General features: G+C 68.0%; 13 protein-coding genes. 6 read left to right on the top strand and 7 right to left on the bottom strand.

The window, feature by feature from the left end:
• Positions 1-21: 21 nt before the first annotated feature.
• The 7 genes from KY49_RS34955 to KY49_RS01440 form a co-directional block, all read right to left on the bottom strand.
• On the bottom strand, positions 22-1737 hold the full coding sequence (locus KY49_RS34955) for a zinc-ribbon and DUF3426 domain-containing protein (protein ID WP_082062292.1): 1716 nt from the start codon (positions 1735-1737) through the stop codon (positions 22-24).
• A 45-nt stretch (positions 1738-1782) separates the two neighbouring features.
• Positions 1783-2685, bottom strand: coding sequence for a 50S ribosomal protein L11 methyltransferase (gene prmA / locus KY49_RS01415; RefSeq protein WP_042583071.1), 903 nt, complete (start codon positions 2683-2685; stop codon positions 1783-1785).
• A 3-nt stretch (positions 2686-2688) separates the two neighbouring features.
• Positions 2689-4056, bottom strand: coding sequence for an acetyl-CoA carboxylase biotin carboxylase subunit (gene accC, locus KY49_RS01420; RefSeq protein WP_010091286.1), 1368 nt, complete (start codon positions 4054-4056; stop codon positions 2689-2691).
• 85 nt (positions 4057-4141) lie between these two features.
• Positions 4142-4618, bottom strand: coding sequence for an acetyl-CoA carboxylase biotin carboxyl carrier protein (gene accB, locus KY49_RS01425; RefSeq protein ID WP_042583072.1), 477 nt, complete (start codon positions 4616-4618; stop codon positions 4142-4144).
• A 65-nt stretch (positions 4619-4683) separates the two neighbouring features.
• Entirely contained in the window at positions 4684-5136 is a 453-nt protein-coding gene (gene aroQ, locus KY49_RS01430; protein ID WP_029226401.1) for a type II 3-dehydroquinate dehydratase, read from the bottom strand.
• Positions 5137-5330: 194 nt separating this feature from the next.
• On the bottom strand, positions 5331-5879 hold the full coding sequence (locus KY49_RS01435) for a TlpA family protein disulfide reductase (RefSeq protein ID WP_042584498.1): 549 nt from the start codon (positions 5877-5879) through the stop codon (positions 5331-5333).
• A 7-nt stretch (positions 5880-5886) separates the two neighbouring features.
• Positions 5887-6531, bottom strand: a complete 645-nt coding sequence (locus tag KY49_RS01440; RefSeq protein WP_042583073.1) for a UDP-N-acetylmuramate--alanine ligase — start codon at positions 6529-6531, stop codon at positions 5887-5889.
• Positions 6532-6748: 217 nt separating this feature from the next.
• Between KY49_RS01440 and mpl the strand changes: the two genes are divergently transcribed.
• The 6 genes from mpl (at position 6749) to KY49_RS01470 (ending at position 14557) form a co-directional block, all read left to right on the top strand.
• Positions 6749-8143: a UDP-N-acetylmuramate:L-alanyl-gamma-D-glutamyl-meso-diaminopimelate ligase gene (gene mpl / locus KY49_RS01445; protein WP_042583074.1), complete on the top strand. Its 1395-nt coding sequence runs from the start codon at positions 6749-6751 to the stop codon at positions 8141-8143.
• A complete protein-coding gene (locus tag KY49_RS01450; protein WP_042583075.1) occupies positions 8140-8709 on the top strand; it encodes a YqiA/YcfP family alpha/beta fold hydrolase in 570 nt (189 codons plus the stop codon). Before mpl ends, KY49_RS01450 begins: the two co-directional genes overlap by 4 nt.
• Positions 8710-8792: 83 nt before the next feature.
• The gene (locus KY49_RS01455) at positions 8793-10880 is read left to right on the top strand and encodes an RNB domain-containing ribonuclease (protein ID WP_042583076.1); all 2088 of its coding nucleotides are present in this window, start codon (positions 8793-8795) and stop codon (positions 10878-10880) included.
• On the top strand, positions 10877-11740 hold the full coding sequence (gene aroE, locus KY49_RS01460) for a shikimate dehydrogenase (protein WP_042583077.1): 864 nt from the start codon (positions 10877-10879) through the stop codon (positions 11738-11740). The genes KY49_RS01455 and aroE overlap by 4 nt, the downstream gene beginning before the upstream one ends.
• 16 nt (positions 11741-11756) lie before the next feature.
• Positions 11757-12497, top strand: coding sequence for a monofunctional biosynthetic peptidoglycan transglycosylase (gene mtgA, locus KY49_RS01465; RefSeq protein WP_042583078.1), 741 nt, complete (start codon positions 11757-11759; stop codon positions 12495-12497).
• Positions 12498-12940: 443 nt separating this feature from the next.
• Positions 12941-14557: a S10 family peptidase gene (locus tag KY49_RS01470; RefSeq protein ID WP_042583079.1), complete on the top strand. Its 1617-nt coding sequence runs from the start codon at positions 12941-12943 to the stop codon at positions 14555-14557.
• The last annotated feature ends 21 nt before the right edge of the window (positions 14558-14578 follow it).

Here is a 14578-nt window from a genome sequence, read left to right on the forward strand (position 1 = left end):
GCGTCAGCGCGCCGCGGGGCGTCACGGATAGAAGATCTGGACGCGGAAATTCGAGGCGGGCGCGCCGTTCGTATCGAGGCGGACGATCATCGTCTGCGTCGCGCCGGCCGGCAAGCCGGCGTTGATCGGCGTGCCCGGCCGGACGTAATCGCGCGGGGCGAGCACGCGGCGCACGGTGACGTGATTGGTGTCGTCGAGCAGCGTCAGCTCGAGCGACGGATACGCGAGCGCGACGCGGTAGCGGTTCGTCAGCGGCGCCTTCAGCTCGAGCACGCGCGGGCCGTCGACCTGGCGCAGATCGGTCGCGTCGAGCCGCAGCCCGTCGATCGCGCGCGGCGGCGCGACGGTGCAGCCGAGCGGCACGCAGGCGCGCTGGAACCAGCCGAGCGTGACCGGCCAGTAGATCATCAGCGTTTCGCGTTGCCACCACGCGAGCTGGAGCGCCAGCAGCACGGCGAGCACCGTGGCCACGAGACCGCCGAAAAAGCCGCCGAGCAGGCCGCGGCGTTGCGGCGCGCGGGTCTCGCGCGTGACGGCGAAGGGCGGACGGTCGTCGTCGGCGGCCGGGATGGCCGAGAACGGTTCGGGGGCTGCACCGGCGGCGAATTGCGGTTCGCGTTGCGTGCCGGCGCGATCGGCGTCGGCGGAGGCATCGGCTGCGAAGCGGGGCTCGTGCTTGTCGTGCGCGGAGGCGAGCGGCGCGCGTTCGTCAGCGGCCGGTGCGTGTTCGCGCGTCGCGGACGGCGCTTCGGCGGCGAGGCGCGGCTCGCGCGCATCGTGTCGTGCGTCATGCGTCGGGCCGAGGTCCGCGGACGCCGACGGCTGCGCGGCAGCGGCGGCCGCAGAACCCGGGGACGGTTCCGGCGTTGCAGTCAGGCGAACGACGCCCGGTGCGGTTTCGAGCGAGGCATTCGCGTCAGGCAGTACAAGCGGAATCAGCGGTTCGGCGCGGACGTTCCGGCCACTGTGCTGCAACGACGGATCGACGTTGCCGTCCAGCCACGGCGCCCACATGTCCCAGTGATCCGGACGGAAGTCGGCGTGCGTCGGGTGTTCGCCGGGCGCGTTGTCGACGAACAGCCGCGGCGGGGGGGGCGCGGGCAGGTCCGCAGCGTGATGCGCTTCGGTTTCGGGAACGGGGCTTGCGGCAGCGGGCGTTCCGGCGGCGGGCGTTTCGGCAGCAGGTGCTTCGACAGCCCGGGATTCGATCGCAGCCGCTTCATCGGCGCGTGCTTTGACCGGAGGGACTTCGACGGCGGGCGCTTCGGCAGCAGGTGCTTCGGCAGCCCGGGATTCGATCGCAGCCGCTTCATCGGCGAGTGCTTTGGCCGGAGGGGCTTCGACGGCCGGCGTATCGGCAGCAGGTGCTTCGACAGCCCGGGATTCGAGCGCAGTCGCTTCATCGGCGAGTGCTTTGACCGGAGGGACTTCGACGGCGGGAGTTTCGACCGCGGGCGCTTCGAAAGCCACGGTTTTGGTCGATGGTGCTTCGACCCTGGCTGCTTCTACGGCAGCCGCGTGGTCAGCACCGGCTGCCTCTACGGCAGCGCGTTCATGATCCGCATCGCCGGCGAGCGCCGCCTCCGGCTGCGGCGCATGCTCGTGGACGAGCGATTCCGCCGCATCGAAGATTTGCCGGCAGTGCCCGCAGCGCACCAGCCCGCCGTGCAGCACGAGCTGTTCCTGCTGCAGGCGGAAGACGGTTTCGCAATGGGGGCAGCGCGTCGCAAGAAGCATGTCGAGCCGGGCGGCCTGCTGGCCAGAGTGAAGGACAGCGCTATTCTAATGGCTTTCGCGCCGGGTTCCGGCAAGGCATACCCAACCTTCGTGCTCGCGCCAGACCGAGATGTCGACGTAGCGCGCATAGACGGCCGCGACTTCGTCCGCCTGGCGCGCGAGCACGCCCGACAGCGCGATGCGTCCGCCCGGCTTCACCTTCGACGCGAGCATCGAGGCCATCAGTTTCAGCGGGTTCGACAGGATGTTGGCGACGACGATGTCGAATTCGCCGGCAGGGCACGCGTCCGGCAGGCCGTACGTGACGTCCGCGCGGTTGCGCTCGCTGTTCTGCCGCGCCGATTCGACCGCTTGCGGATCGATGTCGATTCCGACGACGGGGTTCGCCCCGCATTTCTTCGCGAGGATCGCGAGAATCCCGGAGCCGCAGCCGTAATCGAGCACCGACTGGCCGGGCTGCACCGCTTGCTCGAGCCATTCCATGCAGAGGCGCGTCGTCGGGTGGCTGCCGGTGCCGAACGCGAGGCCGGGGTCGAGCTCGAGCACGAGCGCGTCGGGATCGGGCGCATCGTGCCACGACGGCACGACCCAGATCCGCTCGCCGATCGGAATCGGCTCGAATTGCGATTGCGTGAGACGCACCCAGTCCTGCTCCTCGACTTCGCGCACGCTGAACGCCGGCGTCGCCGCAAGGCCGACGTCGTTCGCGGCCGCCGCGAGCAGCACGGCGGGATCGTGCTCGGGCGGCAGCAGCGCGATCACGCGCGAGTGCTGCCATGCGGTGCGCTCGGGCACGAGGCCCGGCTCGCCGAACAGCGGCTGCTCGTCAGGCGTGTCCGCGTCGGCGTCCTCGACGGACACCGACAGCGCGCCCAGCTCGAGCAGCGCGTCGGACAGCGCCTCAGCGTGCTCCCGGGCCAGTTCAACGACGAGTTCGCGATAGCTCATGCGTTACGCTTCTTCCGGTGCGACCTGCTGCTTCTGCGCGAGCCGGTTTTCGAGGTAGTGGATGCTGGTGCCGCCTTCGACGAACTTCGAGTCGATCATCAGCTCGCGGTGCAGCGGGATGTTGGTCTGGATGCCTTCGACCACCATTTCCGACAGCGCGATGCGCATCCGGCTGATCGCCTGCTCGCGGGTTGCGCCGTAGGTGATCAGCTTGCCGATCATCGAATCATAGTTCGGCGGCACGAAATAGCCATTGTAGGCGTGCGAATCGACGCGCACGCCCGGGCCGCCCGGCGTGTGCCACGACGTGATCCGGCCAGGCGACGGCGTGAACTTGAACGGATCTTCGGCATTGATCCGGCATTCGATCGCATGTCCGCGGAACTGGATGTCGCGCTGGCGCAGCGCGAGCTTCTCGCCGGCCGCGATGCGGATCTGTTCCTGCACGATGTCGACGCCCGTGATCAGTTCCGACACCGGGTGCTCGACCTGCACGCGCGTGTTCATCTCGATGAAGTAGAACTCGCCGTTCTCGTACAGGAACTCGAACGTGCCCGCGCCGAGGTAGCCCATCTTCTTGCACGCGTCCGCGCAGCGGTCGCCGATCCGGTCGATCAGGCGGCGCGGAATGCCGGGCGCCGGCGCTTCCTCGATCACCTTCTGGTGGCGGCGCTGCATCGAGCAGTCGCGCTCGCCGAGCCACAACGCGTTCTTGTGCGCGTCGGACAGCACCTGGATCTCGATGTGGCGCGGGTTCTCGAGGAACTTCTCCATGTAGACCTGCGGATTGCCGAACGCACGGCCGGCTTCCTCGCGGGTCATGTTCACCGCGTTGACGAGCGCCGCCTCGGTGTGCACGACGCGCATCCCGCGGCCGCCGCCGCCGCCCGCCGCCTTGATGATGACCGGATAGCCGATCGCGCGGGCAATCTTCACGATCTCCTTCGGATCGTCCGGCAACGCGCCTTCCGAACCCGGCACGCACGGCACGCCGGTCTTGATCATGGTCTGCTTCGCGGTGACCTTGTCGCCCATCAGGCGGATCGTTTCCGGACGCGGGCCGATGAACGTGAAGCCCGATTGCTCGACGCGTTCCGCGAAGTCGGCGTTTTCCGACAGGAAGCCGTAGCCGGGGTGGATCGCCTCGGCGTCGGTGACTTCCGCGGCGCTGATCAGCGCCGGCATGTTCAGGTAGCTCAGGTTCGACGGGGCCGGGCCGATGCAGACCGCTTCGTCCGCGAGGCGCACGTACTTGGCCTCCTTGTCGGCTTCCGAGTAGACGACCACCGTCTTGACGCCCAGCTCGCGGCACGCGCGCTGAATGCGCAGCGCGATTTCACCGCGGTTGGCAATGAGGATTTTTTCAAACATAGCGAGTATTCGTCTCTTCGAGGGGCGCGCGAATGGCGCCTGGAGAGCACCGGCGGCGCGCGGCGCAGCGGCCGCGCGGCGGACTTTAGCCGATCACGAAAAGCGGCTGGCCGTATTCGACGGCCTGGCCGTTCTCGACGAGGATTTCCTTGATCACGCCGGCCTTGTCGGACTCGATCTCGTTGAGGAGCTTCATCGCTTCGATGATGCAGAGCGTCTGGCCTTCCTTGACCGTGTCGCCGACCTGGACGAACGGGTCGGCGCCCGGCGACGGCGCACGGTAGAACGTGCCGACCATCGGCGACGTCACGACGTGGCCCTGCGGCGCGGCGGGCGCGGCGGCAGCGCCTGCGGCCGGCGCGGCAGCGGCGCTTTCGGCCGGCAGCGCGACCGTCTGCGCGGGCGCGCTGATTTGCGGGGCATACCCGCCCGTCGGCTGCACGTAGACCGGCGGCGCGTTCTTGACGATGCGCACCTTGCCTTCGCCTTCCGTCACTTCCAGCTCGGAGATGCCGGATTCGGAGACGAGGTCGATCAGAGTTTTCAGCTTACGAAGATCCATCGGGAATTCCCCTTTCAATACGTGAAAGCGCCGGTTGGAGCCGGCGCTGAATCCAGATCGTGAAATCAGCCGCGCGACGCGCCTTGCAGCTTGTCGAGCGCGTACTCGAGCGCGTACAGGTAACCTTTCCAGCCGAGCCCGCAGATGACGCCTTCGGCCTGGTCGGAAAAGTAGGAGTGGTGCCGGAACGCTTCGCGGCGGTGCACGTTCGACAGGTGAATCTCGACGAACGGGATGCCGACGCCGGCGAGCGCGTCCCGGATCGCGACGCTCGTATGCGTATACGCGGCCGGATTGATCAGAATGAAATCGGTTTGTTCATCCCGCGCGGCCTGGATGCGGTCGACGAGCGCGCCTTCGTGGTTGCTCTGGAACGACGTGAGCTCGACGCCCGCTTCCTGCGCCCGCGCGGCAAGCGCCTGATCGATCTGCGCGAGCGTGACGCGGCCGTACACCTCCGGTTCCCGGGTGCCGAGAAGGTTCAGGTTGGGGCCGTGCAGCACCAGCAATCGTGTCATGGTCGCTTCTATTTCTGCGGAATTGCGCGAACTTTAGCGCTATTTAGAGAAATTTGTCCAGTTTCGCCGAACGGCCAGCCGCGCGGCGCCGGCAAGATTTACCGGCGCGCGGACAAAGTGTTCGCGAATTCACGCGAATTTGATGCGATCGCTATCCAAATCGCCGACAACGTGCAGCACGTTCGCCGGGCGGCTCAAAGCGCGTCGAGGGTCTTTTTCAGCTCCGCGGGTTGGATTTGTCCTAATTTCGTCTCGCGGATTTTGCCATGTTCGTCGATGACGACCGTAAACGGCAGGGCGCCGGCCGTGTTCCCGAAATTGCGGGCCAGATCGGCGCCCGCATAGCCGCTGACGAACACCGGGTAGTCGACCTTCACCTTCTGCAGGAAATTCTTCACGTTCTGCCCGGAATCGACGCCGATCCCGATGAAACGGATGCCTTTCTGCCGGTATTCGTGCGACAGCGCGACGAGCTCCGGCATTTCCTGGACGCACGGGCCGCACCACGACGCCCAGAAATTGACGACGACCTTCTGGCCCTTGAACGACGCGAGCGTCGCCGGCTTGCCGTCGGCGTCGGTCAGCGCGGCGGCCCACAGTTGGGCGACCGCGTCGCCCGGGGCGGGCGCCGCCTCGGCGACGTTCTCGGCCGGGCCGCCCCGGAACCAGTGGCCGGCGGCGAGGCCGCCCGCGACGGCGGCCGCGGCCACGACGGCGAGCGTCAGCATGCGTTTCATGTTCATCATCGGATCAAGTGGGTTCTGAAGAGGTGTCGCTGGCCGCGAGGAGCGCGCGCAAGGCGGTTGCGTCGGCGCGCGGCAGCCGGCCGCGCGCGTCGGCCTTCACCGCGCCGCGCAGGTCGTCGCTCGCATACAGCGCGACGTGGATGCCGACCGGCTCGTCGTCGCGCCGGCCGCGCCACAGGAAGCTCAGCGTCTCGACGTCGCCGCGGCCGGCGAAGTGCCGCGTTTCGGACACGTCGTACTGGACGTTCTGGTTCAGCAGCGAAATCGCGACATCCTTCGGGTTGTCGGTAAACGTCTGCAGGTGAATGTCCGAATGCGCGTTCGCGGTGCCGTTCAGCACCGCGCCCGTCACGTACGGATTGAAATCGGCGAGCCGGCGCATCCAGTCGAGAGCAACTTCGCGTAGGCGGCGCAGTTCGTCCGGCTGCGTGTCGCTCTGGAACAGCGCGAGGTATTCGTGGAGCTCCTCCTCGATCTGGTCGTTATCCGGCAGCCATTCGCCGGCAACACGCGCATCGCCGAGCAGCTGGCGCGCGGCCTTGCGCTTCGCGCCGGCGTAGTCCAGGCCGTCCTCCGCGATCAGGCGCGCGGCGGCCTGGGCTATTTCCTCGCGGACGCGCCGCGGGTCGACTAAGGGTTTGCGAGACATGATGCGGCAATCATACTCGATCGACGCCGCGGCCGATGGCGGTGCGGCCGCTTGCCGCCGGCTGCCGCGGCGGCCGGCCTCGCACGGGCCGCCGGCCGCCGCAGGCCGTCAGTTACAATAGCGGCCGGCGAACTGCGCCGGCCGCGCGGCCTGTCCGGCGTCTCGCCCATCCACTTTCCGAATCGACGGCGCCCCGGCGGCGCGAAAGCATTCATCTATGCACATCCATATTCTTGGCATCTGCGGCACCTTCATGGGCGGTCTGGCCGTACTCGCGCGCGCGGCGGGGCATACGGTCACCGGCTGCGACGCGGGCGTCTATCCGCCGATGAGCACGCAGCTCGAGGCGCAGGGCATCCAGCTGATCGAGGGCTACGGCGCCGAACAGATCGACCTGAAGCCGGACCTGTTCGTGATCGGCAACGTCGTGACGCGCGGCAACCCGCTGATGGAGGTGATCCTCGATCGCGGCCTGCCGTACGTGTCGGGCCCGCAGTGGCTCGGCGAGCACGTGCTCGCCGGCAAGTGGGTGCTCGCGGTCGCGGGCACGCACGGCAAGACGACCACGTCGTCGATGCTCGCATGGCTGCTCGAGGACGCGGGCCTGAACCCGGGCTTCCTGATCGGCGGCGTGCCGCTGAATTTCGGCGTATCGGCGCGGCTGACCGATTCGAGCTTCTTCGTGATCGAGGCGGACGAATACGACACCGCGTTCTTCGACAAGCGCTCGAAGTTCGTCCATTACCGGCCGCGCACCGCGGTGCTGAACAATCTTGAATTCGATCACGCCGACATCTTCCCGGATCTCGCCGCGATCGAGACGCAATTCCACCATCTCGTGCGCACCGTGCCGGGCGTCGGGCGGCTCGTCTCGAACGGCCGCGAGGACGCGCTCGAACGGGTGCTCGCGCGCGGCTGCTGGAGCGAGGTCGAGCGCTTCGGCGTCGACGGCGGCTGGCAGGCGCTGGCGGCCGAGGACGGCGTGCCGGTCGACGAGCGCTTTGCGGTCTACTGGCGCGGCGAGCGGCTCGGCGAAGTCGCATGGCAGGTGCAGGGCGAGCACAACCGGATGAACGCGCTCGCGGCGATCGCCGCCGCGCGCCACGTCGGCGTGCCGCCGGCGCAGGCGGCAGCTTCGCTCGCGTCGTTCCGCAACGTGAAGCGGCGCATGGAAGTGCGCGGCAGCGTGAACGGCGTGACCGTCTACGACGACTTCGCGCACCATCCGACCGCGATCGAAACCACGATCGCCGGCCTTCGTGCGCGCATCGGCCAGCAAAATGCCCGCATCCTCGCGGTGCTCGAGCCGCGTTCGAACACGATGAAGCTCGGCGTGATGAAGTCGCAATTGCCGGCGAGCCTCGCCGATGCCGACCTCGTGTTCGGCTACGGCGCGCCTGCCGGCCGCGACGCGCTCGGCTGGAACCTCGGCGAAGCGCTCGCGCCGCTCGGCGACAAGGCCCACGCGTTCGACGACCTCCATCAACTGGTGAAGGCGGTCGTGGCGGTGGCGCGCCCGGGCGACCACGTGCTCGTGATGAGCAACGGCGGGTTCGGCGGCGTCCACCAGAAGCTGCTCGACGCGCTCGACACCGGCGGGAGCCGCGCGTGATCCTGTATCTGCACGGCTTTCGCTCGTCGCCGGAATCGATGAAGTCGCGGCTGCTCGCCGCGCGCATGGCCGAACTGGGCCGCACCGCCGAATGGCGCTGCCCGTCGCTGTCGATGTCGCCGCTGGCGGCAATCGCGGCGGCGGAAGAGGAGGTCGCCGGCGCGCGCGACGTGACGGTGATCGGCAGCTCGCTCGGCGGCTATTACGCGACCTGGCTCGCCGAGCAGCACGGCTGGAAGGCGGTGGTGCTGAATCCCGCGACCGAGCCGCAGCGCGACCTGGAGCAGTATCTCGGCGAACAGCCGCTGTGGCACGGCGGCGGCACGATCGTCGTCGAGCGGCATCATCTGGACGAACTGAACGCATTGCGCGTGGCGGCGATCACGCGCCCCGAGCGCTACTATCTGTTCGCGGCGACCGGCGACGAAGTGCTCGACTATCGCGAGATGCTCGCCCATTACCCCGGCGCGAAAACCCGCGTGATCGCCGGCAGCGATCACGGGATCAGCGAATTTGCCGACTACGTCGACGACGTTCTCGCGTTTTGCGACGGCAAGACGACGTAAGCCGGCCGCAGGCCATCGAATCCCATTATCACGAGGCGCCGTCGTGCGACGGCGGCGCCCGGCAGTCTGAACGAGAGTACTGAGTGAACGTTTTCTTCGAGGAATCGGGCAGTTTCAAGGCGGGCAGCGTGCTGTCGCGCCAGGGCGACGCGTTTCAGGTCGAGCTGCCCGGCGGGCGGCGCGCGAAGGTGCGCGCGAAGGACGTGCTGATCGAATTCGAGAAGCCGGCCGCGAGCGAGCTGATGCAGCAGGCCGACGCGGCCGCGCAGGAGATCGACCTGGATTTCCTGTGGGAATGCGCGCCGGCGGAGGAATTCGCGTATACGGCGCTCGCCGCGGAATACTTCGGCGAGACCTACGGCCCGGTCGAGCGCGCGGCGCTGGTGCTGCGCCTGCACGGCTCGCCCGTCTACTTCCGCCGCAAGGGGCGCGGGCAGTACCAGCGCGCGCCGGAAGAGCAGCTGAAGATGGCGCTCGCGTCGCTCGAGCGCAAGCGCCAGCAGGCGCTCGTGCAGGCGCAGTACGAGGAAGAGCTGAAGGCCGGCAAGCTGCCCGCCGCGTTCGACGGCAAGGTGCTCGGGCTGCTGACGCGCCCGGACAAGAACGCGATCGAATACAAGGCGCTCGAGGCGGCGGCCGGTGCGCTGGGCGTGTCGCCGGCGCGGCTGATGCTCGACTGCGGCGGCATCGCGTCGGCGCGCGCGCTGCACGAGGCGCGCTTCCTCGCCGAATTCTTCCCGCACGGCACGGGCTTCCCGCCGGTGACGGTCGGCAGCCTGCCGGACGACCTGCCGCGCGCCGACGTCAACGCCTTCTCGATCGACGACATCACGACGACCGAAATCGACGACGCGTTCTCGGTCGAGCACCTGGCCGACGGCCGCGTGCGGATCGGCGTGCACATCGCGGCGCCGGCGCTCGGCATCGTGCGCGGCGATGCGGTCGACGCGATCGCGCGCACGCGCCTGTCGACCGTCTACATGCCCGGCGACAAGATCACGATGCTGCCGGACGACGTGGTCGACGTGTTCACGCTGAAGGAGGGCGACTACCGCCCGGCGCTGTCGCTGTACATCATCGTGAACCGCGATACGCAGGAGATCGTCGCGAGCGAGACGCGCGCGGAACGCGTGTTCGTCAAGAACAACCTGCGCCACAACACGCTCGACGAGCTCGTCACCGAACAGACGCTCGCCGACGGCAGCGGCGACTATCCGCACAAGGACGACATCGCGGTGCTGTGGCCGCTCGCGCAGGCGCTGTTCGAGAAGCGCCAGCTGGCGCGCGCGGGCTACGGCCTGAAGCGCGAGGTGCAGCGCAACACCGACTACAACTTCTACGTCGACGGCGAACACGTGACGATCACGCCGCGCCGGCGCGGCTCGCCGCTCGACCTGATCGTGTCGGAGCTCGCGATCCTCGCGAATTCGACGTGGGGCGCGTTCCTGCACGACCACACGGTGCCGGGGATCTATCGCTCGCAGCGGGGCTTCGGCGCGCCGGGCCCGAAGCGCACGCGCATGCAGACGAGCGCCGCGCCGCACGAAGGCCTCGGCGTGCCGCAGTACGCATGGAGCACGTCGCCGCTGCGCCGCTACGTCGACCTCGTCAACCAGTGGCAGCTGCTCGCATGCGTGCAGCATGGCGTCACCGCGAAGCTCGCCGCGCCGTTCAAGCCGAAGGACGCCGACCTGTACGCGGTCGTGCAGGGCTTCGACGACACCTATTCCGCGTATGCCGACTACCAGCGCCGGATGGAATACTTCTGGTGCCTGCGCTGGCTCGTCCAGGAAGGCAAGAAGCAGGTCGTCGCGAGCGTCGTGAAGGGGGACCTCGTGCGTCTCGAGGACGTGCCGCTGCTGCTGCACGTGCCGGCGCTCGGCGTGCATGCGCGCGGCACCCGCGTGCTGCTCGACGTGATGTCGATCGACGAGCTGACGATCGAGGCGTCGGTGCGGCTGGTCAACGTGCTCGACGTGCCGGTCGCGGCGGGCGGCGAAGCGGCCGAAGAAGAGGAGGAGGGCGAGAACGGCGACGACGTGCTGCTCGACGCGGGCGACGCGTCGGCGCAAGCCGAGGCCGAAGCGCTCGCCGAGGCGGATGCCGGCCCGGCGGAGGGCGATGGCGCCGCGGCGGAAAGCAACGGCAACGAGGAGGAGCGCGCATCATGAATCCGGCCGCGTCGACGCGCGGGCCCGACCGCTACGTCGTGTTCGGTAACCCGGTGGCGCACAGCAAGTCGCCGTTCATCCACGCGCAGTTCGCCGCGCAGACCGGCGAGCCGGTCGTCTACGCGCACCGGCTCGCGCCGGTCGACGGCTTCGAGCCCGCCGTGCGCGCGTTCATCGCCGAAGGCGGACGCGGCGCGAACGTGACGGTGCCGTTCAAGCTGGATGCGCACGCGCTCGCCGACACGCTGTCGCCGCGCGCGGCGGCCGCGGGCGCGGTGAACACGCTGCGCTTCGACGCCGACGGCATCTTCGGCGACAACACCGACGGCGTCGGCCTCGTGCGCGACATCGAGACGAATCGCGGCGTGCGCCTCGCCGGCGCGCGCATCCTGCTGCTCGGCGCGGGCGGCGCCGCGCGCGGCGTCGTGCTGCCGATGCTCGAGCGCGCGCCGCTGTCGATCACGATCGTGAACCGCACGGCCAGCAAGGCGGAAGCGCTGGTCGGCCAGTTCACGCAGGCGGCGCACGACGCGGGTTGCGCGCTCGCGGGCGGCGGCCCGGACACGGTCCGCGCGGAACCGTACGACGTGATCGTCAACGCGACCGCGGGCAGCCTCGACGCCGCGCTGCCGGAATGCAGCCCGGCCGCGTTCGGCCCGGACACGCTCGCGTACGACATGATGTACGGCGCGCAGCCGACCGTGTTCATGCAGCATGCGGCGTCGCTCGGCGCGCGCGCGGCGGACGGGCTCGGGATGCTCGTCGAGCAGGCGGCCGAATCGTTTTTCATCTGGCGCGGCGTGCGGCCGGACAGCGCGCCGGTGCTCGCGGCGCTGCGCCAGGCGCTCGCCGCCCACTGAGCGGGGGCGGCGGCAGGTGGTCGCGGTCAGCGGTGCGCAGCGGCGCGAGCGGGCGGTCGGCCCGGCGCGCTGGCTCGTCTACGCGGGCTCGGTGTTCGCGAGCGCGTGGCTCGTGACGCAGCTCTACTATTTCGCGCAGATTGCGATCTGGTCGGTCGTGAACCCGGGCTCGACAGCGTTCATGCGCACCGACGCGTGGTGGCTGTCGCGCGATAATCCTCCTGCGTCGATCCAGCATCAATGGGTGCCGTACGACCAGATCTCGCGCAACCTGAAGCGTGCGCTCATCGCGTCGGAGGACGCGACCTTCGCGACCAACAACGGCTACGACGCCGACGCGATCCTGCAGGCGTGGGAGAAGAACAAGGCGCGGGGCCGGATCGTCGCCGGTGGCTCGACGATCACGCAGCAGCTCGCGCGCAACCTGTTCCTGTCGCGCGAGAAGAGCTACATCCGCAAGGGACAGGAGCTCGTCATCACGTGGATGCTCGAGACGCTGCTCGACAAGGAGCGGATCTTCGAGATCTATCTGAATTCCGTCGAATGGGGGCGGGGCGTGTACGGCGCCGAGGCGGCCGCGCGCTACTACTACCGGATTCCGGCCAGCCGGCTCGGCGCGTGGCAATCCGCGCGGCTCGCGGTGATGCTGCCGAAGCCGCGCTATTTCGACGCGCATCGCGGCACCGCCTACCAGGCGCAGCGCGCGGCCGTCATCGCCCGGCGCATGGGCGCGGCCGCGCTGCCGCAGTCGGAGTGAGCGCGCCGCGCGCGCGTGTTTGACCCGATCTGCCCGATCTGCCGTTCAGCGGTTCCTGCCTCATTTTTGCGGTGCAATGCATGCGTGAAGTCATGCATTGCGCACGCATTATCTAGACGAATTCCTCTATTTCAGTTTGCTGACCAATGCCCATGTTCGGGCCCTGTTTGGTTGCAGGCGCAACGAAAAACCCGGCAGTTGTCAGCGGATTCAAATGAACGCGCAGCTGGTTGAAAGCGGCGCGAAATGCAACGTTTCGGAACTCGAATCATTTCTGAAAGCTCCGCACCGCATCGAATATCCTTCGAATATTTCCAAATTTTTCAAAGCGGACCGGCTCACGTATATTGGCCAGCGCCTCGGCCTATCGGCCGTGCCTTCGAGGCAGGGGGCGGCCTATCCGACCGCTCGACACAACAATATTCGAGAGAAGGAAAACAACGATGCCAGCGAGCAAAGCGAAGTTGTTATTGGGTGCAGTTCTCTCTTCGCTGATCCTGGCGGCGTGCAATGGAGACGACGTGACGTCGGCCTCCAGCCCCGCAAGCGCCGACAGCTCAGCCGATGCCGCTTCCACGGCGGACAAGCCGTACAACGATCCCAACCGCTATTCGTCGGACCCGGGCGCATCGCTCGCCGCGTCGGCCGCGCTCGAACGCGCCGCCGTCACGCATCACCAGATCACGCTGAACGGCAAGACGATCCGCTACACGGCCACCACCGGCCACCTGAGCGCGCGCAATCCGCAGACGGGCGCGCCCGAGGCGTCGTTCTTCTACGTCGCGTATACGGCCGACAACCAGCCGGCGGCGCAGCGGCCGGTCACGTTCTTCTACAACGGCGGGCCGGGTTCCGCATCGGTGTGGCTGCATCTCGGCTCGTTCGGCCCGCGGCGCATCCAGACCGGCGACCCGAACGCGAACACGTCGTCGTTCCCGTTCGTCGACAACGCGGAAAGCCTGCTCGACACCTCCGACCTCGTGTTCGTCGACGCGATCGGCACCGGCTTCTCGGAAGCGATCGCGCCGAACACGAACCAGTCGTTCTGGGGCGTCGACGAGGACGCGGGCGCGTTCCGCGACTTCGTGATCCGCTACCTGGCCTTGAACCAGCGCAACAGCTCGCCGAAATACCTGTTCGGCGAATCGTACGGAACGCCGCGCACCGACGTGCTCGCGAACCTGCTCGAGACCGCCGGCGTGAATCTCACGGGCATCGTGCTGCAGTCGTCGATTCTCGACTACAACAGCAACTGCGACATGGCGAGCAACAACGTCGGCAACTCGAACAACGGCGCGAGCCCGGTGAGCTGCGCGGGCTACGTGCCGAGCTATGGCGAGGTCGGCGCGTACTACCAGCTCGACAATCCGAACCCGTCCAGCATGCCGCAGTACGCGGACCAGATGCGCCTGCTGACGGCGGGCTCCTACGTGCCGGCGGTGAACGCCTACCTCGCGAGCCATACCGCGCCGCCGGGCAGCCTCGTCACGACGATGGCGAATTCGACCGGCGCGAAGGCGCCGATGTGGCGCGCCGACTTCAACGTGATTCCGACCTACTACGACAACAGCTACCAGTTGTCGCTGATCCCGGGCACGCTGATCGGCCGCTACGACGCGCGCGTGAACGTGCCGGTGTCGAGTCCGCTCGCGTCGGAAGGCGATCCGTCGAGCACGTTCATCACGAAGCCGTTCACCGACACGATCGGCCGCTATCTGCCGAACGAGCTGAAGTACACGGCGCAATCGGCCTATTCTGTAAGCAGCAATGCGATCCAGACGTGGGACTGGAGCCACGACGGACTCGCGATGCCCGACACGATCCCCGATCTCGCCGCGGCGCTGACGCTGAATCCGGCGCTGAAGGTGCTGTCGCTGAACGGGTATCACGACATCGCGACGCCGTTCTACCAGACGGAACTCGATCTCGCTCGGCTCGGGTCGCAGCCGAACCTGACGATCAAGGACTATCAGGGTGGACACATGGTCTATCTCGACGATACGTCGCGTCCGCAGGAGAAGGCCGATCTCGTGACCTTCTATAACGCGATCGCGCATTGACCTGATGCGCGGACCGGCGGC

The organism is Burkholderia sp. MSHR3999 (assembly GCF_000833595.1).
In the GTDB taxonomy this organism is placed as follows: Bacteria; Pseudomonadota; Gammaproteobacteria; order Burkholderiales; family Burkholderiaceae; genus Burkholderia; species Burkholderia ubonensis.

What these genes read in the sequence shown, in the direction of transcription:
- KY49_RS34955 (WP_082062292.1), bottom strand. Translation starts at nt 1,737, where the DNA reads ATGCTTCTTGCGACGCGCTGCCCCCATTGCGAAACCGTCTTCCGCCTG.
- prmA (WP_042583071.1), bottom strand. Translation starts at nt 2,685, where the DNA reads ATGAGCTATCGCGAACTCGTCGTTGAACTGGCCCGGGAGCACGCTGAG.
- accC (WP_010091286.1), bottom strand. Translation starts at nt 4,056, where the DNA reads ATGTTTGAAAAAATCCTCATTGCCAACCGCGGTGAAATCGCGCTGCGC.
- accB (WP_042583072.1), bottom strand. Translation starts at nt 4,618, where the DNA reads ATGGATCTTCGTAAGCTGAAAACTCTGATCGACCTCGTCTCCGAATCC.
- aroQ (WP_029226401.1), bottom strand. Translation starts at nt 5,136, where the DNA reads ATGACACGATTGCTGGTGCTGCACGGCCCCAACCTGAACCTTCTCGGC.
- KY49_RS01435 (WP_042584498.1), bottom strand. Translation starts at nt 5,879, where the DNA reads ATGAACATGAAACGCATGCTGACGCTCGCCGTCGTGGCCGCGGCCGCC.
- KY49_RS01440 (WP_042583073.1), bottom strand. Translation starts at nt 6,531, where the DNA reads ATGTCTCGCAAACCCTTAGTCGACCCGCGGCGCGTCCGCGAGGAAATA.
- mpl (WP_042583074.1), top strand. Translation starts at nt 6,749, where the DNA reads ATGCACATCCATATTCTTGGCATCTGCGGCACCTTCATGGGCGGTCTG.
- aroE (WP_042583077.1), top strand. Translation starts at nt 10,877, where the DNA reads ATGAATCCGGCCGCGTCGACGCGCGGGCCCGACCGCTACGTCGTGTTC.
- KY49_RS01470 (WP_042583079.1), top strand. Translation starts at nt 12,941, where the DNA reads ATGCCAGCGAGCAAAGCGAAGTTGTTATTGGGTGCAGTTCTCTCTTCG.